The 19,241-nt window shown below is 74.6% G+C and carries 25 protein-coding genes and 1 tRNA gene; 18 read left to right on the forward strand and 8 right to left on the reverse strand.

All coding sequences use genetic code 11. The features are described 5' to 3' along the window. On the reverse strand, positions 1-522 hold a 522-nt coding region (locus EBM89_RS06465), incomplete at its 3' end, for a hypothetical protein (protein WP_122148640.1). Between the two features lie 149 nt (positions 523-671). Between EBM89_RS06465 and EBM89_RS06470 the strand changes: the two genes are divergently transcribed. The 15 genes from EBM89_RS06470 to EBM89_RS06540 all read left to right on the forward strand — a co-directional run bounded on the left by EBM89_RS06470 (position 672) and on the right by EBM89_RS06540 (position 12,110). Then, positions 672-1,604, forward strand: a complete 933-nt coding sequence (locus EBM89_RS06470) for a metal ABC transporter substrate-binding protein (RefSeq protein ID WP_122148641.1) — start codon at positions 672-674, stop codon at positions 1,602-1,604. Further along, positions 1,601-2,335: a metal ABC transporter ATP-binding protein gene (locus EBM89_RS06475; protein WP_122148642.1), complete on the forward strand. Its 735-nt coding sequence runs from the start codon at positions 1,601-1,603 to the stop codon at positions 2,333-2,335. The genes EBM89_RS06470 and EBM89_RS06475 overlap by 4 nt, the downstream gene beginning before the upstream one ends. Continuing rightward, positions 2,332-3,204 carry a metal ABC transporter permease gene (locus EBM89_RS06480; protein ID WP_199732002.1) on the forward strand — a complete coding sequence of 291 codons (873 nt, stop codon included), beginning with the start codon at positions 2,332-2,334 and terminating at the stop codon, positions 3,202-3,204. Before EBM89_RS06475 ends, EBM89_RS06480 begins: the two co-directional genes overlap by 4 nt. Positions 3,205-3,229: 25 nt before the next feature. Continuing rightward, a complete protein-coding gene (locus tag EBM89_RS06485) occupies positions 3,230-4,231 on the forward strand; it encodes an ABC transporter substrate-binding protein (RefSeq protein ID WP_122148643.1) in 1,002 nt (333 codons plus the stop codon). After that, positions 4,228-4,989: a class I SAM-dependent methyltransferase gene (locus EBM89_RS06490; RefSeq protein WP_122148644.1), complete on the forward strand. Its 762-nt coding sequence runs from the start codon at positions 4,228-4,230 to the stop codon at positions 4,987-4,989. The genes EBM89_RS06485 and EBM89_RS06490 overlap by 4 nt, the downstream gene beginning before the upstream one ends. Then, positions 4,961-6,004 (forward strand): FecCD family ABC transporter permease, encoded by a 1,044-nt coding sequence (locus tag EBM89_RS06495; protein ID WP_122148645.1) that lies wholly within the window; start codon positions 4,961-4,963, stop codon positions 6,002-6,004. The genes EBM89_RS06490 and EBM89_RS06495 overlap by 29 nt, the downstream gene beginning before the upstream one ends. Continuing rightward, on the forward strand, positions 6,001-6,810 hold the full coding sequence (locus tag EBM89_RS06500; protein ID WP_199732003.1) for an ABC transporter ATP-binding protein: 810 nt from the start codon (positions 6,001-6,003) through the stop codon (positions 6,808-6,810). The genes EBM89_RS06495 and EBM89_RS06500 overlap by 4 nt, the downstream gene beginning before the upstream one ends. Then, positions 6,807-7,316, forward strand: coding sequence for a hypothetical protein (locus EBM89_RS06505; protein ID WP_122148646.1), 510 nt, complete (start codon positions 6,807-6,809; stop codon positions 7,314-7,316). Before EBM89_RS06500 ends, EBM89_RS06505 begins: the two co-directional genes overlap by 4 nt. A 275-nt stretch (positions 7,317-7,591) precedes the next feature. Continuing rightward, positions 7,592-8,404 (forward strand): DUF3800 domain-containing protein, encoded by an 813-nt coding sequence (locus EBM89_RS21090; RefSeq protein WP_158609530.1) that lies wholly within the window; start codon positions 7,592-7,594, stop codon positions 8,402-8,404. Positions 8,405-8,584: 180 nt separating this feature from the next. Beyond that, a complete protein-coding gene (locus EBM89_RS06515; RefSeq protein WP_122148647.1) occupies positions 8,585-10,183 on the forward strand; it encodes a vWA domain-containing protein in 1,599 nt (532 codons plus the stop codon). 196 nt (positions 10,184-10,379) lie between these two features. After that, on the forward strand, positions 10,380-10,646 hold the full coding sequence (locus EBM89_RS06520) for a hypothetical protein (protein ID WP_122148648.1): 267 nt from the start codon (positions 10,380-10,382) through the stop codon (positions 10,644-10,646). Continuing rightward, complete coding sequence (locus EBM89_RS06525) at positions 10,643-10,834, forward strand: hypothetical protein (RefSeq protein WP_122148649.1); 192 nt, start codon at positions 10,643-10,645, stop codon at positions 10,832-10,834. The genes EBM89_RS06520 and EBM89_RS06525 overlap by 4 nt, the downstream gene beginning before the upstream one ends. Before the next feature lie 111 nt (positions 10,835-10,945). After that, positions 10,946-11,470, forward strand: a complete 525-nt coding sequence (locus EBM89_RS06530; protein WP_122148650.1) for a hypothetical protein — start codon at positions 10,946-10,948, stop codon at positions 11,468-11,470. After that, positions 11,467-11,886: a hypothetical protein gene (locus tag EBM89_RS06535; protein WP_122148651.1), complete on the forward strand. Its 420-nt coding sequence runs from the start codon at positions 11,467-11,469 to the stop codon at positions 11,884-11,886. Before EBM89_RS06530 ends, EBM89_RS06535 begins: the two co-directional genes overlap by 4 nt. 151 nt (positions 11,887-12,037) lie before the next feature. Continuing rightward, positions 12,038-12,110, forward strand: a tRNA-Lys gene (locus EBM89_RS06540). Positions 12,111-12,147: 37 nt separating this feature from the next. Here the strand turns inward: EBM89_RS06540 and EBM89_RS06545 are convergent. Together EBM89_RS06545 and EBM89_RS06550 are read right to left on the reverse strand one after the other, a co-directional pair. Continuing rightward, a complete protein-coding gene (locus tag EBM89_RS06545; RefSeq protein WP_122148652.1) occupies positions 12,148-12,558 on the reverse strand; it encodes a hypothetical protein in 411 nt (136 codons plus the stop codon). Further along, positions 12,555-13,181 (reverse strand): nucleotidyltransferase domain-containing protein, encoded by a 627-nt coding sequence (locus EBM89_RS06550; protein WP_158609532.1) that lies wholly within the window; start codon positions 13,179-13,181, stop codon positions 12,555-12,557. The genes EBM89_RS06545 and EBM89_RS06550 overlap by 4 nt, the downstream gene beginning before the upstream one ends. Positions 13,182-13,302: 121 nt before the next feature. Between EBM89_RS06550 and EBM89_RS06555 the strand changes: the two genes are divergently transcribed. Continuing rightward, on the forward strand, positions 13,303-13,914 hold the full coding sequence (locus tag EBM89_RS06555; protein ID WP_233571589.1) for a sugar O-acetyltransferase: 612 nt from the start codon (positions 13,303-13,305) through the stop codon (positions 13,912-13,914). Between the two features lie 21 nt (positions 13,915-13,935). Here the strand turns inward: EBM89_RS06555 and EBM89_RS06560 are convergent, their stop codons facing one another. The 3 genes from EBM89_RS06560 to EBM89_RS06570 form a co-directional block, all read right to left on the reverse strand. Continuing rightward, on the reverse strand, positions 13,936-15,276 hold the full coding sequence (locus tag EBM89_RS06560; protein WP_122148655.1) for a DUF6138 family protein: 1,341 nt from the start codon (positions 15,274-15,276) through the stop codon (positions 13,936-13,938). A 25-nt stretch (positions 15,277-15,301) separates the two neighbouring features. Next, positions 15,302-15,670, reverse strand: a complete 369-nt coding sequence (locus EBM89_RS06565; RefSeq protein ID WP_122148656.1) for a PH domain-containing protein — start codon at positions 15,668-15,670, stop codon at positions 15,302-15,304. Positions 15,671-15,779: 109 nt separating this feature from the next. Next, a complete protein-coding gene (locus tag EBM89_RS06570; protein ID WP_122148657.1) occupies positions 15,780-15,989 on the reverse strand; it encodes a hypothetical protein in 210 nt (69 codons plus the stop codon). Between the two features lie 178 nt (positions 15,990-16,167). Here EBM89_RS06570 and EBM89_RS06575 point away from each other — a divergent pair, with 178 nt between their 5' ends. Continuing rightward, positions 16,168-16,791 (forward strand): GtrA family protein, encoded by a 624-nt coding sequence (locus EBM89_RS06575; protein WP_122148658.1) that lies wholly within the window; start codon positions 16,168-16,170, stop codon positions 16,789-16,791. A gap of 6 nt (positions 16,792-16,797) precedes the next feature. Here EBM89_RS06575 and EBM89_RS06580 read toward each other — a convergent pair whose 3' ends face one another. Both EBM89_RS06580 and EBM89_RS06585 read right to left on the reverse strand, forming a co-directional pair. Next, positions 16,798-17,850, reverse strand: coding sequence for a J domain-containing protein (locus tag EBM89_RS06580; RefSeq protein ID WP_122148659.1), 1,053 nt, complete (start codon positions 17,848-17,850; stop codon positions 16,798-16,800). Then, the gene (locus EBM89_RS06585; protein WP_122148660.1) at positions 17,841-18,659 is read right to left on the reverse strand and encodes a hypothetical protein; all 819 of its coding nucleotides are present in this window, start codon (positions 18,657-18,659) and stop codon (positions 17,841-17,843) included. The genes EBM89_RS06580 and EBM89_RS06585 overlap by 10 nt, the downstream gene beginning before the upstream one ends. 152 nt (positions 18,660-18,811) lie before the next feature. On the opposite strand from EBM89_RS06585, the gene EBM89_RS06590 reads away from it, so the two are divergent. Then, the gene (locus EBM89_RS06590) at positions 18,812-19,192 is read left to right on the forward strand and encodes an SMI1/KNR4 family protein (protein ID WP_122148661.1); all 381 of its coding nucleotides are present in this window, start codon (positions 18,812-18,814) and stop codon (positions 19,190-19,192) included. The last annotated feature ends 49 nt before the right edge of the window (positions 19,193-19,241 follow it).

Below are 19,241 nucleotides of genomic sequence, written 5' to 3' on the forward strand. Positions count from 1 at the left end.
GGCCAGGCGCTCCCCGGCGCGGCGCAGGGCGCGCGCGAGGCGGTGCAGCGTGGCCTCGCCGTGCCGCAGGGCCAGCACGGTGACCAGCGCCGCGATCACGTGCGCCACCCACATGGCCGCGCCGCCGTGACCGGCGTGCGTGGCGGGTCCGGCACCGTCCAGGACGACCGCGGCGGCCCCGTGCTGGTGGCTGGTCACGGGCCCGGCGGCGGGCACTGCGCCCGGCGCCCCGATCGAGAACAGCAGGTGGAAGAACAGCTGGCTGACGCCGACGGACAGCGCGAGGCGCAGCCACGGCAGCCGCACCTGCGCGAGGACCAGGCACACCGCGGTCGCGAGCAGCAGCGGGACCGCCACGCCGAGCAGGTGCGGCGTGGCACCCCCGGCGAGGAGGTGGAACAGCAGCGCCACGAGGGTCGCGACGCCCGCGGCGGCGACGGCGCGCGCGATCCTGCGGGCGGGATCGAGGTCGACGGCACGCGATGTCGAGGCTGCTACCACCTCGTGAGCGTCCGCGTGCATGACCTAGAGCCTACGGGGCCCGACCGACCTGCCCGGAGCCGGGCCGCGGGATGTGACGACCACGACCCGTACCCGGGCCGCGAGATGTGCCAGGATGGAGTGAGTTCGGCATTCCGAACTTCTGTTCTCGACCACCCGGAGGTCCCGACGTGACGACCCGGATCCGCGTGGGCGCCGCAGCCCTCGCGGCGGCCACCGCCCTGCTGCTCGGCGCCTGCGGCACCATCCCCGGCACCGCCGCGGGCGACGACAGGCCGGTGGTGCTCACGACGTTCACCGTGCTCGCGGACATCGCCGGCAACGTGGCAGGCGACCACCTGCGGGTCGAGTCGATCACCAAGGTCGGCGCGGAGATCCACGGCTACGAGCCCACCCCGGGCGACGTCCGCAAGGCCGCCGAGGCGGACCTCGTGCTCGACAACGGGCTCGGCCTGGAGGCGTGGTTCGCGCAGTTCGTCGACCAGGTGGAGGTGCCGCACGTCGTCGTCTCCGACGGCGTCGAGCCCATCGACATCGCCGCCGACGCCTACGCCGGCAAGCCGAACCCGCACGCGTGGATGAGCCCGCTGAACGTGCAGGTCTACGTCGACACCATGGTCGACGCGTTCAGCGACCTCGCCCCCGAGCACGCCGAGGACTTCGCGGCCAACGGCGCCGCCTACGCCGCGGACCTGCAGGCGGTGCACGACGACCTGCTCGCCGAGCTCGCGGAGGTCCCCGAGCAGCAGCGCGCGCTCGTCACCTGCGAGGGCGCGTTCTCCTACCTCGCCCGGGACGCCGGGCTCACCGAGCGGTACATCTGGCCGGTCAACGCCGAGCAGCAGGCCACCCCGGGGCAGATCGCGGCGGCCATCGAGTTCGTGCGGGACAACGACGTGCCCGCGGTGTTCTGCGAGTCGACCGTCTCGGACCGGGCGATGCGCCAGGTGGTCGAGGCCACCGACGCCGAGTTCGGCGGGACCCTCTACGTCGACTCGCTGTCCGAGCCGGACGGTCCCGTCCCTACGTACCTCGACCTGCTGCGCCACGACGTGGACACGATCGTCGCGGGCCTGACGGGCACCGCCGGGAGGACGTCGTGACCGCGATCAGCCTGCGCGACGTCGTCGTGCGGTACGGCGACGTGGTGGCCCTCGACGGCGTCACGCTCGACGTCCGGCCCGGCCGGGTGACAGGGCTCATCGGCATGAACGGGTCCGGGAAGTCCACCCTGCTGAAGGCCGTCACCGGACTGGTGCGCCCCGACGCTGGCACCGTCGCCGTCGGCGGCGGCACGCCCGCCGCGGCGCGGCGCCGGCACCTGGTCGGGTACGTGCCGCAGAGCGAGGACGTCGACTGGGCGTTCCCCGTCGGGGTGCGGGACGTCGTGATGATGGGCCGCTACGGGCACCAGGGGTTCACGCGCCGCGCGAGCCGTGCCGACCACGCCGCCGTGGCCGAGGCCCTGGACCGCGTCGGGCTCGCCGACCTCGCCGACCGGCAGATCGGGCGGTTGTCCGGCGGGCAGCGCAAGCGGGTGTTCGTCGCGCGGGGCATCGCGCAGGACGCGCGCGTGCTGCTGCTGGACGAGCCGTTCGCCGGGGTCGACAAGGGCTCCGAGGCGACCATCGTGCGACTGCTGCGCGAGCTCGCCGCCGACGGCCGCACCGTGCTGGTCTCCACGCACGACCTGCACGCGCTGCCCGACCTCGCCGACGACGCCGTGCTGCTGCTGCGACACGTGCTGTTCCACGGCCCCGTCGCGGGGGCGCTGCGCCCCGAGGTGCTGGCGCGCGCGTTCGGCCTCGACGTCCTCGGGGAGGGAGCCGCGTGACCGTGCTCGACCTGCTGCTCGAACCGCTGCAGTACGACTTCATGGTGCGGGCCCTGCTCACCACCGTCGTCGCCGCCGTGGTGTGCGCCGTGCTGTCCTGCTGGCTGGTGCTGATCGGCTGGTCGCTGATGGGCGACGCGGTCTCGCACGCCGTGCTGCCCGGCGTGGTCCTGGCCTACGTCGTCGGGGCGCCGTTCGCGCTCGGGGCACTGGTGCTAGGGCTGCTGGCCGTGACCCTCATCGGCACGATCCGCAGCACCAGCCGGGTCAAGGAGGACGCCGCCATCGGCATCGTCTTCACGACGCTGTTCGCACTCGGTCTCGTGCTCATCTCGGTGACGCCGAGCCAGACCGACCTCAACCACATCCTGTTCGGCAACGTGCTCGGGGTCAGCCCGGCCGACCTCGCGCAGATCGCGGTGCTCGCCGCCGTCGCCCTCACGGTGCTGGTGCTGAAGCGGCGGGACCTCACGCTGTTCGCGTTCGACCCCACCCACGCGCACGCGATCGGCCTGTCGCCCCGGCAGCTCAGCGCGCTGCTGCTCGGGCTGCTCGCCGTGACCTCGGTGGTGGCGCTGCAGGTGGTCGGGGTCGTGCTCGTCGTCGCGCTGCTGATCATCCCCGGCGCGACCGCGTACCTGCTCACCGACCGGTTCGGGCGGATGCTCGTCATCGCCCCGGCGCTGTCCGCCGGGTGCGCGGCCGTCGGGATCTACCTGAGCTACTGGCTGGACGCGGCGTCCGGCGGGCTGGTGGTGCTGACGCAGGGGGTGGTGTTCGCGCTGGTGTACCTGGGGAGCCCGCGGCACGGGGTGCTGGCGGGGCGACTGCGGCGACGCCGGACCGGCGGGGCCGTGGTCCGGAGCTGACCTGCGGGTCACCTAGCATGGGCTCATGCGAACGATTATCATTCCTGGAGTCGCGGTGCTCGCGCTCCTCGCCGGGTGCGCCTCGGGGACCGGCGCGGCCGACGCGCCCGACGACGCCACCCCGGACGGCGTCACCCTCACCAGCTGCGGCCTGGACCTCACCGTCACCGCGCCCCCGCAGCGTGCCGTGACCCTCGAGCAGGGCGCCACCGAGCTGCTGCTCGCGCTCGGGCTCGGCGACTCCCTCGCGGGGACCGCCTACCTCACGGACGCCGTCGCCCCCGAGTACGCGGAGGCGTACGCCGCCGTCCCCGTGCTCGCCGACCAGTACCCCACCGCCGAGCAGCTGCGCGAGACCGCACCGGACTTCGTCTACTCGATGCGCGCGTCGGCGTTCGCCACCGACGCCGTCGGCGCGCGGAGCGAGCTCGTCGACCTCGGCGTCCCCGCCTACCTGTCCGCCAACGACTGCGAGGACCCGTCCCTGGTCACCGCCGACGGCTTCGACGGGATCTTCGCCGAGATCACCGACCTCGCCGCCGTGTTCGGCGTCGAGGAGCGCGGCGCGGACCTCGTCGCGGAGCAGCAGGCCGTCCTCGACGCGGCCACCGCGGCCGCGCCCGACGCGGGCGGCCTCGACGTCGCGTGGATCTACTCGACCATCAACGGCGCCCCGATCGTCGCCGGTGGCGCCGGGCTGCCCCAGACCCTCACCGACCTCGCCGGGGCCGAGAACGCCTTCGCCGACCTCGACGCCCAGTGGAGCGAGACCAGCTGGGACGAGATCGCCCAGCGGGACCCCGACGTCCTCGTCCTCGCCGACCTGTCCCGCGGCCTCGCCGGGGACAGCGCGCAGGACAAGATCGACGCCCTGCGCGCCGACAGCGTGACCGCCGCGCTGTCCGCCGTGCGGGCCGACCGGCTCGTGGCGATCCCCGCGACGGAGATGGACCCGTCCGTGCGCAGCGTCGACGCGCTCACCACGCTGTCCGACGCACTCGTGGAGTACGCGGGGGCCGGCGCGTGACCGCCGTCAGCGCGTGGGCCGCCGCCCACCTCGACGCCTGGGACCGCCAGCAGGCCGCGTACATCAACCGCCGCGAGGACCGGTTCGCGATCATGCTCGACGTCCTCGCCGAGACCGTGCCGGCCGACGCCCTGGTGGTCGACCTCGCCTGCGGCCCCGGCTCGATCTCGACCCGCGTCCTCGACCGGTTCCCGCGGATGACCTGCGTCGCCGTCGACTACGACCCGCTGCTGCTCGAGCTCGGGCGGCACGCCCTCGCCCGGCACGGCGGCCGCCTGACGTTCCGCGAGGCCGACCTGTGGGACCCCGCCTGGACCGAGGTCCTCGACGGCCGCCGCCCGCACGCCGTCCTGTCGTCCACCGCGCTGCACTGGCTGCCCGCCGACGTCCTCGCCCGCGTCTACCGGGACGCCGCCTCGGTCCTGCGACCGGGCGGCGTCCTGATGAACGCCGACCACCTGCGCCAGCCCGCCGGGCGGCCGCTGTTCGAGGAGCTCGGGCGGCGCGACGACGCCGCGACCCAGGCCCGCGACCACGCCGCGGGTGCCCTCAGCTGGGATGCGTGGTTCGCGGAGCTCGTCGCGCACCCGCACTTCGCGCCGCTCGCCCCGGAGCGGGAGCGCCGGTTCGCGCCGCGCCCGCCCAACCCGGACCTCGGACTCGACTTCCACGTCTCCGCCCTGCGCGCTGCGCAGTTCGCCGAGGCCGGGCCCGTGTGGCAGCACCTCGATGACTACGTCGTCCTCGCGCAGCGCTGACCTGCTGCGACCCGTGGGCGCGACGGCCGGGGCGGCGCTGCTGCTCCTGGCCGTCGCGGCCGCGGCCGTCGCCGCCGTCACCGCCGGGGGCGGGGTCGGGTGGGCCGAGACCGCCCGGTCCGTCGGCTCCCACCTCGGCCTGCCCGTCGAGCCGCTGCCGCCGCTGCTCGACTCCGTGGTCTGGGACCTGCGGGTGCCGCGCGTGCTGCTCGCCGCCGTCGCCGGGGCGGGCCTGGCCACCTGCGGCGTCGTCCTGCAGGCCGTCACCCGCAACGCCCTCGCCGAGCCCTACCTGCTCGGCATCTCCTCCGGGGCGTCCACCGGCGCCGTCCTCGTCCTGGTCACCGGCCTCGGCGCCGGGAGCGTGTCCCTCGCGGGCGGCGCCCTGGTCGGCGGGCTGCTCGCGTTCGGCCTGGTCCTGCTGCTGCTCGGGCGCCGGGCCGCCAGCACCGGGCGGCTCGTGCTCACCGGAGTCGTCGTCGGGCAGCTGTTCGCCGCCCTCACCTCGCTCGTCCTGCTCGGCTGGGGCGACGCCGACGCCGCCCGCGGCCTCACCTCCTGGCTCACCGGGTCGCTCGCCGCCGCGCGCTGGCCCGCCGTCGCGCTCTGCGCCGCCGTCACCGCCGTCGCCCTCGTGGCGCTGCGGCTGATCGCCGCCGACCTCGACGCGTTCGCGTTCGGCGCCCGCACCGCGCACAGCCTCGGCGTCCCCGTCACGGCCGTCCGCACCACCGCCCTCGTCGCGACCGCGGCCGTCACCGCCGTCGTCGTCTCGTCCGTCGGCGCCATCGGGTTCGTCGGGCTGATCGTCCCGCACGCCGTCCGCGCCCTCGCGGGACCGCTGCACCGGCGGCTGCTGCCGCTCAGCGCCCTCGGCGGCGCCGTGTTCCTCGTGCTCGCCGACACCGTCGCACGCACCGCCCTCGCACCCCGGCAGATCCCCGCCGGCGTCGTCACCGCGCTGCTCGGCGTGCCCGCGTTCCTCGTCGTCCTCCACCGCCGGGAGCGCGCGTGACCGTCCACCTCGCCTGCCACGACGTCACCGTCCGCGTGCGCGGCCGGGCCGCACCCGTCCTCGACGGCGTCAGCCTCACCGCCACACCCGGGCAGGTCACCGGGCTGCTCGGCCCCAACGGCTCCGGCAAGTCCACGCTGCTGCACGTCCTCGCCGGGACCCTCGCCCCGCAGCACGGCCGGGTGCTGCTCGGCGACCACCCCCTCGCCGACGTCCCGCGCCGCGAGCGCGCCCGCACCCTCGCCGTCATGGAGCAGAGCAGCGACGCCGACACCGACCTCGCCGTCGCCGACGTCGTCGCCCTCGGGCGCCTCCCCCACCGCGGCCGCCTCACCCCGCCCGGCCCCGACGACGACGCCGCCTGCGACCGCGCGCTCGCCGCCGTCGGCATGTCCGGCACCCAGCACCGCCGGTGGCGCACCCTGTCCGGCGGCGAGCGCCAGCGCGTGCACGCCGCGCGGGCCCTCGCCCAGGAACCCGCCGTGCTGCTGCTCGACGAACCCACCAACCACCTCGACGTCCAGCACCAGCACGAGCTGCTCGCGCTGCTGCGCGGCACCGGGCTCACCGTCGTCGTCGTGCTGCACGACCTCGCGCTCGCCGCCCGGTACTGCGACCGGCTCACCGTGCTGCACGAGGGTCGGGTGCACGCGGCCGGGACCACGCGCGACGTGCTCACGCCCGGGACCTTGCGGACCGTGTTCGGGGTCGAGGCGGCCGTCACCGGAGGCGAGGACGGTGAGGGGGTGCGGGTCGAGGTGCTGGGGGCGGCGCACCGGCCCACGCCGCCTACAGTGACGCCGTGACCGGTCCCGAGACGCCCATCGCCCCGCGCCGCACGCCGTTCGTGGCCGCCGTCGGCCTCGTCGTCGCCACCGCCCTCGGCCTCAGCGGGTGCGGCGGGAGCGCCACCGCCGACGACCTCGACACCAGCCGGACCGAGGTCGTCGCCGCCGCCCAGGACCTGCTGCCCGGGATCGTCGAGGCGCTCGGCGGCGAGATCGAGGACGCCTACGGCGAGTTCCGGAGCGGCGGGGACGGCGTCGTGGACCGCCGCCAGTACGACGTCACCGTGATCGTGACCGGGGCGGACGGCGACATCGACGACCTCGTCGCCGCGCTCGAGGCCGCCGGCGTCAGCGACGTCCGGGCCAGCCCGATGGGTGGTGCCTCCGGCACCCACGACGGGCTCACCGTCGGCGGGTCCGACCCCGGCGGGCGCGACATGGGCCTCGGCGTCACCGGGCCCTACCTGCACGTCGCCGACGGCGTGCCCCGCGACACCGGACGCGAGCAGATCGCGCTGGGGTGAGCAGACCTCGGTCGGCGTGGACGGCCGCGCGACGTCGACGTGCTGGTGATGAAACGGGAGTCAGGTAGCGCCGATCGATCCGCGCCCGCCCATGAGGCATCGAGCATCCGACCCCGCGAGGGCGCGTGCCGGTCTGGCGGTCGACCGACTCGGGGATCACCACCTACCGGCACGTGCGGTGCGGCACGAGGACGAGCAGGTGTCCGGCGAGGTGCAACTCTGCTCCGAGCGGTTCTCGATCCGGTCGGCCTCACCCACCACTGCCAGGAGCTCCCGTGCCCGACGCTCAGCGCCCGACGCTCGACCGGATGCTGTACCTGGACGACTCCGGGTCCTCGTTGAGCGGGCTCGTCGTCTACGGCTGGGTCGAGGTCGCGCCGTGCGACTGGGGCTCCGCGCTCCGCGAGTGGCTGACGTTGCGGAAGGAGCTCGTCCGCGACTACCGCGTCCCGGTGACCGCCGAGCTCCACTGCACCGAGTACGTGCAGGGGCGCGGGGTCTCGGGCTTCGGTCACATCAGCACGAGTCCGCCCGCGCGGTTTCGAACGACCAGGGTCTCCGTGGACGGCGCGAACTCCGAGATGGTGCTCTGGAAGGACCTCGGCCGCGAGGTGGCCGAGCGCTGCTTGACCGTCCTGGCGCGCAGTCCGACGATGCGGGTGGGCGCGGTCTGGCAGCGGACGACGGCGAAGGGCTCCGCCTACGCGGCTGAGAAGTACGCGCTGTACGAGCGGCTCATCTCGCGCCTCGACTCCGAGCTGCGCACGGATGGTTCCCTCGGCCTGGTCGCGATGGACGGTGACGATCCGCACTACCGGCAGGCGCACCGAGGGTTGAAGCTCGCGACGAGGCACCTCCTGGAGGATCCGTCATACCACGACAGCCGGATGTCGCAGTGGACGCAGATCGCCGATCTGGTGGCGTACTGCGCCTACCTCGCGGTGAACCGCCACGAGTCCCAGCGGTTCGGGTGGGACTGGTACGCGCGCTTCCTCGCGCCGCGGGACGTGCACCGTGGGCCGTTGCACCTGCCGGAGAAACAGCTAGACCCGCCATGTCCACGAGTGTGGGGCGGGTCCGCACCCTGACTGTACCTCCGGGTCGGCCTGGGGTCCAGTGAGCGGCGACGCTCCAGGCGCCCACCTCCGCGGGGCCTCAGCGCGGCACGCGCCCGTGACCAGACCGGAACGCTCGCGTGACCGTCCCGTGCTGGTTGCCCTGGTCACCGACCCGCCAGGCTGCTAGCCACCGGACGATGGAGGGGTCACATGAACGGCTGGTCGTCAGCAGGTGCTCGTCGCACTACCTCGGGGCGGAGGCGGGACCGTGCCGTCGCCGCGTCCGTCGCGCTCGCGGTGCTCGCGGCTCTCGGCGCGTGCAGCGCCGGTGGGTCGAGCGAGGCCACCTTCGCGGACGACGCGGCGCACGAGGAGCTCCTCGACCCCGCGCCGTGGCAGGGCGTCCCGCCGGAGACGCAGGAGGCGTACGACGACTCCCCGGAGCAGGCGTTCCAGGACGTGGCGACGAGCCCGCTGTCGACGTTCGCCTCCGACGTCGACACCGCGTCGTACAGCAACCTGCGCCGGCAGCTCACGCAGGGGGTCGCGCCGCAGGGCGTGCGGATCGAGGAGCTCGTCAACTACTTCGACTACGACTACCCGGCGCCCGCCGCCGACGCCGCCGACCCGTTCACGGTGACGACCCAGGTCGCCGACGCGCCGTGGGCCCCCGACCACCAGCTCGCGATGATCGGGGTGCAGGCGACCGACGTGGTGCCGACGAGCCGGGGCAACAACATCGTCTTCCTGCTCGACGTGTCCGGGTCCATGGACGAGCCGGACAAGCTGCCGCTGCTCGCGGAGTCGTTTGCCCTCCTCGTCGAGCAGCTCGACGAGGACGACACCGTCTCGATCGTCACCTACGCCGGCAGCGACTCCGTGCTGGCCGACTCGGTGCCGGGCAGCGAGCACGACCAGCTCGTGCGGACCCTCCGCGAGCTCCGCGCCGGGGGATCGACCGGCGGGGCCGCGGGCCTGGAGACCGCCTACGCGCTCGCGACCGAGAACTTCGTCGACGGCGGCAACAACCGGGTCGTCCTGGCCACCGACGGCGACTTCAACGTCGGGCCGTCCGGCCCCGAGGCGCTCACCGCCCTGATCGAGGAGCACGCCGCCACCGGGGTGCACATCTCCGTCCTCGGGTTCGGCATGGGCAACCTCAAGGACGACACCATGGAAGCCATCGCCGACCACGGGAACGGCAACTACGCCTACATCGACACCCTCGAGGAGGCGCGCAAGGTCCTCGTCGACGAGTTCGACTCCACGATGGTCGTCGTCGCGCAGGACCTCAAGCTCCAGGTCGAGCTCAACCCCGCGACCGTCTCGCGGTACCGGCTGCTCGGCTACGACAACCGCCGCCTGGAGGACGAGGACTTCGACGACGACACGAAGGACGCCGGCGACGTCGGCGCCGGGCACTCCGTGACCGCGTTCTACGAGCTCGTCCCCGCCGGGGCCGAGGACGCCGACGACGACGACGGTCTCACCTACCAGCGGAGCAAGACCCGGGGCTCCAGCGACTTCCTCACGGTGCACGTGCGCTACAAGGAGCCCGGCGCGGCCGAGAGCACCGAGGTCGTCGTCCCCGCCGGCGCCGACACCTACACCCGGCGGCCCGGCACCGACTTCCGGTTCGCGTCGGCCGTCGTCGAGTTCGGACTCGTCGCCGGCGGGTCCGCGTACGCCGACGGCGCGGACACCGCCCGCGCCCGCGAGCGGGCGCAGACCGCGCTCGGGGAGGACCCGTACGGGCTGCGGACGGAGTTCGTAGGGCTGGTGGAGCGGTACGAGGAGGTCGCCGGCTGATCTCCCGCCGGCAGGCGGCGCCGCACGGGTCGCCCGTCCGGGTGAAATGCCCGGTTCGTCCGGCCGGGTGACGGCCGACCAGGCAGAGTGCAGGCACGGGTCGGCGACGGAGGGCGGACGGCGTGCAGGGTGCTGAGGGCGGGAGCGTCCCCGTCGGCCCGCGCCTGGCGCTCGTGACGTGCCCGCGGCGGCGGCGATGACCACCACCCGCGACGTCCTGCTGTTCCTCGGCATCACCAAGGCCCGCGGCCCGCTGCCGCACTGGGGGCTGTACGCCACCCTCGCGGTCTGCGAGGTGGTCGTGCTCGCCGCCGGTGCCGCCGTAGGGGCACCCACCTGGCTGCTCGTGCTGCTCGGTCTCCTGACCGTGCTCATGGCGGCACTCGGGGTCGTGTCACACCGGCAGCGGCGCCGCGCGGGGCAGGACGGCGACCGCGGTCACGGTTCCCGGACGACCCCGTGACCGGGACGGGTGGCGGCAGCATCTCGGCGGCCGAGGCGGCGGTGGCCGTGGCGCTCGTCCTGCTGGCGGCGTGGCTGCTCTTCCGGTTCCGCGACGACCCGCCGCGGCGCCGCCGGGTCCAGGTGACGGCCGCCGTCGTGGGCTTCGTGGCGGTGGCGTTCTTCGCGGTCCGGTCGCTGACGTCATGACAGCTCTGCGGGGAAGGAGTGTCGCGTGACGGTCTCCTGGCCGGCTCTGCTCACCGGGGTGGGCTGGATGGCGCTCGGTGCGCTGTCCCCTCGGCCTGGACCGGTGACGGCGTGAAGCGCGATCTGCCGCTCTGGTTGATGGTGGCGGCGAGCACCTTCGGGCTGGTCGCGGTCGTGATCGTCGTGGTCGCGGGGTACGACGGGCCGTCGCTGCCGGCGGCGCTCGGCGCTGCCGTCGTCCTCATCGCCGGGTGGACGGCGGTCGCCGCCCGGGCCCGCCAGGGGCGACAGGACGATCACGGTGTCGCCGGGCCGACCGTGCCGGGTCCGCCCGCGCGCCTCGTGCTGTCCCGTGGCGACGACTCAGCCGGCATGCTGCGGCGCATCCGCGTCACGGTCGACGGGGAACCGGTGGCACTCCTGAAGCCCCGCACCGTGGCGGAGGTCGACGTGCCGCCGGGCCGGCACCGCGTGCGCGCGTCGATGGACTGGACGACGTCCCGGCCGATGGACCTCGACCTCGTCCCGGGCGAGCGCGTCGAGATCAGGACCGGGCTGCCGTTCTCCGGGACCTGGAGGATGGTCACGGCGCCGGACGACACCCTGACGATCGAGCGAGTGGGGCGCAGGCGGTGACGGGGCACGACGGGCGCCGCTCGTCCGTCCTCATGGCGTTCTGGGCGGGCATCGTCGCGTTCTGCGCGGCCGGCGTGGTCCTGTCCGCGGTCACCGGGCAGCAAGGCTGGGCCACCGTGTCCGTGACCGCCACCGGGGTGGTGGTCGTGACGCGCGTCGTGGACCGACTCACCGAGCGCGGGCGCCGGGTGCTGGACGTGGTCGCGATCGTCCTGTTCGCGGCGGCGCTCGTCGGGGTCGTCGTGGTGCTGGCCGTCACCCACGGCCTCGCGGACGCCTGGTACCTCGTCGTGCTCGCCGCGGTCGCGCTGGGCGGGGTCGTCCTCGGCGTGCGGGTCCGCCGGCGCCGGGAGGCGGACGCGCCGCCCCGCGTCGAGGTGGCCCGCCGCGCACGACGGAGGAGGACGGCGCCGTGACCGAACCGTCGCCGCGATGACAGCAGCTGGTCTGACGCCCGCCCGACGAGGCGGTACCTTCGACTTCGTCGACCTCGGAGCGGTCTCACGCCTGCCCCGGACGACGCGGGAGCTGTCCCGGGGATCCCACCGATGATCCCCCTCACCTCCCGGGCCTCTAGCTCAACTGGCAGAGCAGCGGACTTTTAATCCGCGGGTTGTGGGTTCGATCCCCACGGGGCCCACCGACAGGCACGGGAGCGACGGCTCCCTAGTCGGCGCTCACCGTCGGCGGATGCGCTCCATCGCCACGACCAGCGCACCCGCGTGGTGCAGCATCGAAGCCACGGTCTCGGCGGTGAGGTACGTCGTCCCGTAGTGCGCGGTCGGCTTGTGCTCGAGGACGCGCCCGAGGTGCCGCGCGAGGTCCGGACCGTCGGGACGGATGGTCTTGAGCAGGTCGGGGGCGAGGTCGTGGTCCTTGCCGCGGGCGTACTCCCCGAGCGCCGTCCCGCAGATGGCGTCGGACGCGGCGATCGCCGCCAGCACCGCGAGCCCACCGGCGACCTGCCGCTCGGCGGGGTCCTCCCCGATGACGAGCTCACCGACCTGCAGGTACTGGCGCGCGGTCGCCGCGCGGACGGCGACCTCGCCCGGCGTGATGACCCGGGTGCTGGGTCGGCGCGGCGTCAACGGGCCCGCTTCCCGAGGTACCGCGCGACGTCCGGGCCCGCCAGTGTGATCGCGTCGTCCGCGAACGATGCGACGATCGGGTCGTCCTGGTCACGGGCGGCAGCGAGGAGCGCCGGGGTCGTCAGGTACACCCCCACCGGACGCCCGGTCCACCGATGGACGTGCTCGACGACCGACGCGCGGAGGTTGTCGGCGCGGTCATCCCGCTCCGGCACGACCACGAGAAGGTCGACGTCCGAGTCGGGCCCCGCGTCGCCTCGCGCCACGGACCCGAAGATGGCGACCGTGACACCTCCACCGGGGTGGAGCACCGCGACGAGGTCGACCAGGCGGTCGCGGAGAAGCGTCCAGGGGTCGAGCGCCCGGAAGGCGGCGTCGACCGCCGGGAAGGTGAGGTGATCGGTGTTGAGCCGGTAGACGCTCGCGGACCCGACGGTCTCCACCGTGACGATGCCGAACTCCACGAGTCGGCCGAGCGCGTACCGGATGCCGCGCACCGAGCCCATGTGGGCGACGCGCGCGACCTGCTCGCCGGTCAAGGGGCGGCCCGCCGTCCACAGCGCACGGAGGACCACGGCGTCCAGGCCGCTGCCGAAGACGCGCTCAGGAGCCCGCCAGTCCATCGAGCCTCCCGGCAGCAGATGTCCGATGTCGGCAGCATCCTGCCGGTGTCGGCAAGATGTTGCCACCGCCTTCCGCCATGAGGCAAGACCGCGCTCCGAAGCCGGGTGCTGTACTACCCCCGTGGACAACAGCGAACGCATGGCCGCGGGCCTGATCTACGACCCCAACCAGGGCGACCTCGCCGCCGAGCAGACGCAGGCGCTGGAGCTCCTGTACGACTACAACGCCACCCGCCCCTCGCAGGGCGCGCGCCGGGCGGAGCTGCTGCGGGAGATGTTCGCCTCGGTGGGCGCCGACGCGTACATCGAGCCCCCGCTGCACGCGAACTGGGCGGGGCGGCACGTGCACCTGGGCGAGCGGTTCTACGCGAACTTCAACCTGACCCTGGTGGACGACGGCCCGATCCGGATCGGTGACCACGTGATGATCGGCCCGAACGTCACGATCACCACGGCGGGGCACCCGCTGGAGCCGGGGCTGCGGCGGCAGGCCGCGCAGTTCAACATCCCCGTCACGATCGGCGACAACGTGTGGATCGGGTCCGGGGTGTCGATCATGCCGGGCGTGACGATCGGTCACGACTCGGTGATCGGCGCCGGGTCGGTCGTGACGAGGGACATCCCGTCCGGGGTGGTGGCCGTGGGGTCGCCGTGCCGGGTGGTGCGGGAGATCGGCGAGCACGACCGGGAGTTCTACTGGCGGGACCGGCGGATCGACGTCGACATCCCCTGACGCCACGCCGCGGCCCGGCTGTCAGGCGTCGGGGAGCAGCGCCCGGTACGCGTCGCGCAGGTCGGCGGGTGCCCGCCGGACGACCTTCTCGGGCTCGTGCGTCCCGGTCCGGCCCCAGATCGCGTGGACGACGTGCTGCCAGGTCCAGTCCGCGAGGTCGGGGTCGTCCGCGGCGACCCGGGCCCGGGCGGCGGCGAGCGCGGTCAGCGCCTCCGGGGTGCCAGCGAGCGCCGGGGCGCCGGTGATCGGGGCGAGCTCCTGGATGTGCTGCACGCAGGTGACGAGCAGCGCGACGGCGTCGGGGGTCAGCCCGTGCCGCTGCACGTAGGCGCTGACGAGGCGACCGTGGACGGCCTGGTGCTCGTCGTCGCAGAGCGCGAGGTACGCGTGGGCGAGCGCGAGGTGCTGCTGGTGGTCGTCGCCGAGCAGCAGGGCGCCGACGGCGAAGGTGCCGGGCATCGCCGGGTCCTCCTCGTCGACGTTCTCGTACCAGGCGTCCTCGCGCATCGCGGCGCGGGCGTAGTCGGCGATCAGGGGGCGCAGGTCGGGGTGCGCGGCCGCGGCGGCGAACAGCTGGTGCACGCCCTTGCGGGGCAGCCCGCGCACCGGCAGGTAGACCTTCTCGAGTCCGCGGAAGTCCAGGGCGTAGGAGTGCGGGAACCCGGTGCGCAGCAGCCGGACCAGCCAGGTCAGCGCGGCGCGGTACGCCTCGGGCGTCGCGGTCCGCATCGTGATCCGGATGGTCGCGAAGGCGTCGTTCGCGGTGCAGGTGACGTGGGCGTCGCGGTACCCCGCGACGTCGGCGGGCAACGTGCCGGTGCCGTGCTTCTTCAGGCGGGCGGGCTCGGTGCTGCCGAGCAGGGTGGCCCAGCGGAAGATCTCGTCGGCGGTGAGGCTCTCGTAGCTCGCGCCGAACCGGCGGTACCCGACGGCCAGCCAGCAGGCGTACCGCAGCCACGCGTCGTCCAGGTGCGCGCGGTCCACGCCCGCGCGCAGCGCCCACGGCGGGGCGTCCCACTCGTCGCCGGGCGGGCGGACGAAGAACTGGTCGCGCACGACCGTCTCCACCCACCGCCGGGCGGGCTCGGCGACGACCCACCACGCGGTGGCGACCCGCAGCCGCTCGGACAGCGCGACCAGCGCCTCGACGTCGAAGTCCTCGGCGGTCGCCCGGGCGAGGGCGTGCGCGAGGACGTCCCCGGCGAGGATCGACCGGCCGTCCACGACGACGACGTACCGCGACGCGTCGACCTGCACGACCTGGGCGGTGCCCTCGCGCACCTGCTGCCCGGCCTCGGCGAACAGCGGCCGCAGGCCGGGATCGGTCAGGGTGTCGTCGTGCAGCAGCAGGTCACGGGGCACGTGGCCGACTGTACGGGCCGCTCCCTCAGGCGCCGAGGAGCTTCCACAGGATGAGGTCGTGGACGTGGCGGGCCTTCTGCTCGCCCCGGAACTCGGCCTCGTGGACGACGCCGCCGACGTCGAGCGCGATGGCCGACGAGGAGAAGAAGCCGCCGCCCCACGACTTGTTGGACACCACCGACACGGAGCGGATCTGCGCGTACGGGATGGAGGTGAGCGCGGACTTCTTCCCGACGAAGGAGTTGTCCTGCATGATCACGCGCTTGTCGGTCAGCCCGACGAAGCCGGTGCCCGCCCCGGTGCAGTCGTAGACGGCGTAGACCTGCTCGCCCTGCAGCAGACCGGAGGTGATCTGCTCGAGCTGGTCGCGCTTGTCGTGGGGGATCTCGGTCACGGGTGGGTCCTCTCGCGGGTGCGTCCGGTGGTGCGAGCGCAGCGTGCCACGAGGTCGCAGAGCCGGAGGCGGGTTCCGCCCGCGCGTCACCCGTTCGCACCTGGCCACGTCAGGAGCGCGGTCCCCCGCGGACCCGCAGGTGCCAGAGCAGCAGGTACAGCCCGGCCGCGAGCTGCAACGCACCGCACACGATCAGGACGCCGTCGCCCTGCCGTACCCCACCCGCGCCGAGCACCAACCCGCAGACCGCGAGCAACGCCGCCAGCGTGATCTGCACGGAACCGCCCGGCTGCAGGGCCGGTCGCTGCTCGTCCGCCATGGCGCGAGCCTGCCACACCTCCCCACGCCCGTCCCGGGAACCGGGCACCGCAGTCCCGACAACCTGTGCGCGGGGTGCGACAGGTTGTGCGCATCCGCCCCCGCGCGCCCGGGTCCCGGGGTTCCATGGGCGCCGACCTGCCCGACGCCGCACCGGCGCCGACGAGATGAGGACGCCGATGTTCCGCCCGATCGCCGACGCGTGGCGCCGGTTCGCCACCACCCGCCCGGCCGTCGCGGAGTTCGTGGTGTTCACGCTGATCAGCCAGGGCATGACGGTGCTGCAGCTCGCGCTGATGCCGGTGTTCAAGTGGCTGTTCAACCTGACGCCGCTGGTGGACACGGCGTTCCAGGTGCTGCCGGTGAACACCAACGCCGACGGCAGCACGTTCTTCATCTTCGACTACCCGGCGGGCGCGCTGCCCCTGGGCGGTGGTGGGCTCGCGTACTTCCTCGCGGTGCAGCTCACCCTGCTGATCGCGCAGGTGATCAACTTCTTCCTGCAGCGGAACGTGACGTTCAAGTCGACGTCCAACCCGTGGCCCGCGGCCTCCTCATACGCGGTCGCGTACGTGATCATCACGTTCGTCGCGGCGTGGCTGCAGGGGTTCTACAAGGACCCGATCTACCAGTGGATGATCGAGCGCTGGGGCGGGACGGGCGAGACCGTCGCGGACGTGGTGACGATGATCATCAACGCGCTGATCTCGTTCGTCGTGTTCTTCCCGATCCTCAAGATCATCTTCCGCAAGGAGCCGGCCGCGGTCGAGGCCGACGATCCCGAGCCGGTCGCCGCGGCCTGACGCGGCTCAGCCCACGCGCGCGTCGTCGGGTCCGACGGCGGGCTCGGGGACCGGCGCGACGTCGACCCCCGCCTCGCGCACGAGCCGCGACCACGCGTGCACGGCACGCAGCGGCGCCCAGTCGAGCACCTGCCCCGAGCCGTCCGCGACGAGGTGCCAGACGGGGTGGCCGTCGCGCTGCCCCGCCTCGACGTGCGCGGCGCCGTGCTGCGCGCGCAGGGTCAGCAGGCGGTTCCACCGGCGGGCGAGCGCGCGGTAGCGGCGCGTGTCCTGCTCGCGCTGGACGCGCCGCCGGGTGCGCCGCACCCGGCGGCCCGAGTCGACGGCGAGCAGGATCCCGACGAGCAGGGGGACCCCGACGACGACGGACCGCACCGGGCTCACGCCGTCCGACAGGTACCCCGTGCCCATGAGGGCGAAGACCACGACGGCGCCCCACACCCCGACGGTGGTGACGACCCGCGAGACGCGGTCCGCCTGGTGCGTCCGGGACCGCCACCAGAGCGCCCAGGCGAGCACCCCGGAGTACGCGAACACCCCGGTCCACGCGGTGCTGCTGATCTCGCCCGCGGCGAGGTCGGGGAAGGTGAGCACGGCGACGATCGGCAGCAGCACCGCCGCGCAGCCGATCAGGGTGGCGGTCCGGCGGTCGCGCGTCCACGGTGACGCGAGGCCGGCGGGCGGGGGCACCGGTGGCAGCGCGCGGGGCTCGGACGTCAGGGGGTCGACGGGTCCACCCACGTCGGGGCCCGGCAGGCCGCGGACGGGCACGGGCTGCCCCGGTCGCGGGGGTGCGGGCCGCGCGGCGCGCGCCGGCTTCGGGTCCTCCCACCCGAGGTCCTCACCCCAGTCGTCCTCGGCGTCGGTGCCGGCGTCGTAGGCGGCCCGGCGCTCGGCGGACGAGAGCGTCCACCAGGCCAGCGCCACGGCCGCGAACTCGGCTTCGTCCCCGCCCGCGTCGGGGTGGGTCTCGCGGGCGCGGCGGCGGTACGCGACCCGGATGGTCTCGCGGTCGGCGTCGGCGGCGACGCCGAGCACCTCGTAGTGCGTCAGATCCACGTCGGCACCTCGCGCGTCGCCTCCAGCAGGCGGGGACGGGCCGTGGGGAGCACGACCTGCTCCACCGTCCAGTCCGCCCGGGCCAGTGCCGCGGACTGCTCCTCCTCGGTCACCCCGCGGGCGGGCACGACCTCCCGGCTGGCGCGCACGACGAGCGCACGGTCGCCGTCACGGCGCAGCACGACGACCTCCTGCGAGCGCGGCAGCCCGCGGACCTGCCGCTGCTGCAGGTCGCCGATCCAGTCGTCGGGGACGGGCACCGCCCGCTCGGCGCTGGTGCGCACCGGCTGGGGCAGGTAGGTCCAGGCGTCGGCCGCGCTCGCGTGCTCGGGGTCCACCGACGGGCGCACGGGTCGCGCCGCCCCCGCCGACACTCCGGCCGGCCCCCGGGGTGCCGCTGGCGGCAGCCCCGCCGGGACCTGCCCGACCCGGCGGCGTACCTCCCCCGCGGCGTCGTAGCGGCGCAGGCCGACCGGCTGCCACGGCCCGGTGGGCCGGACCTGCTCGCCCTCGGACCGGACCGGACGCAGCGCGAGCGCCACGTACAGGCGGTCCCGGTGCGCCCGCCACGCCCGCATGACCTCGACCAGGCCGTGCTCGTCGTCCCGGTAGACCACCGGGTCGGCGACGGCGCGGTCGGCGACCACCGGGGCCTCGTGGCGCGCCGCCCGGCGGAGCGCGGCAGGGACGTCGCCCCACACGAGGGGCCGGGCGTCGAACACCAGCGTGGACGTGTCGCCGGAGGTCCCGGGTCGCGTCGCGAGCGCGTGCGGGCGCCGGACGAGGTCGGTCGAGGGCTGCTCGGTCACCGGGTGCTGGGTCCTCTCCGCGTCCCGGGGAGGGGGCCGCGGGCCGAGCGTAGTGAGGCGCCCCCGGGCGAGTGGGCGGTCGGCGTGACGTTCCACCGATCGGCGCAACGAACCGGTGCCGGTGGTCGAGGCCCGCCGGTAGCGTCGCCGTCGTGACCTCCGAGCCGGACCAGGACCCCACCACCCCGGACGCCCTCCTGCGGCTGCTCCGCGCGGGCGTCGAGCACGTCGCCCTGGACCCGGACCGGCTGCCGAACTCCCCCGGGGGCACCCCGCTGCCGGAGCTCGGCCTGCTCGGCCCCGCGGCATCCGGGATCGCCGAGGAGCACGACTTCGCCGAGGCGATGCCGGGCGCCTGGCCGATCGCCCTGGACGGCGGCGGCGGGTTCTACGCCCTGGACCTGCGCGCCACCGCCGACGCGGACGGCGCCGCCGTGGTGTGGTCGCACGGGGGCGACCTCGGCTGGGACGCCGACCAGCACGTCCTCGTCGCCCCGGACGTGGCGACCCTGCTGGCCTGGGCGCTCCCGTGACGCAGCACCGCCGAGGTCGGGCGACCTCGGCGGTGCTGCGGTGCTGCGT

Source organism: Cellulomonas triticagri, assembly GCF_003696205.1.
In the GTDB taxonomy this organism is placed as follows: Bacteria; Actinomycetota; Actinomycetes; order Actinomycetales; family Cellulomonadaceae; genus Cellulomonas; species Cellulomonas triticagri.

Bases quoted from the DNA above. Each gene is read 5' to 3' on its own strand.
- EBM89_RS06485 (WP_122148643.1), top strand. From the start codon at position 3,230: ATGCGAACGATTATCATTCCTGGAGTCGCGGTGCTCGCGCTCCTCGCC.
- EBM89_RS06495 (WP_122148645.1), top strand. From the start codon at position 4,961: ATGACTACGTCGTCCTCGCGCAGCGCTGACCTGCTGCGACCCGTGGGC.
- EBM89_RS06515 (WP_122148647.1), top strand. From the start codon at position 8,585: ATGAACGGCTGGTCGTCAGCAGGTGCTCGTCGCACTACCTCGGGGCGG.
- EBM89_RS06520 (WP_122148648.1), top strand. From the start codon at position 10,380: ATGACCACCACCCGCGACGTCCTGCTGTTCCTCGGCATCACCAAGGCC.
- EBM89_RS06550 (WP_158609532.1), bottom strand. From the start codon at position 13,181: ATGGACTGGCGGGCTCCTGAGCGCGTCTTCGGCAGCGGCCTGGACGCC.
- EBM89_RS06570 (WP_122148657.1), bottom strand. From the start codon at position 15,989: ATGGCGGACGAGCAGCGACCGGCCCTGCAGCCGGGCGGTTCCGTGCAG.
- EBM89_RS06575 (WP_122148658.1), top strand. From the start codon at position 16,168: ATGTTCCGCCCGATCGCCGACGCGTGGCGCCGGTTCGCCACCACCCGC.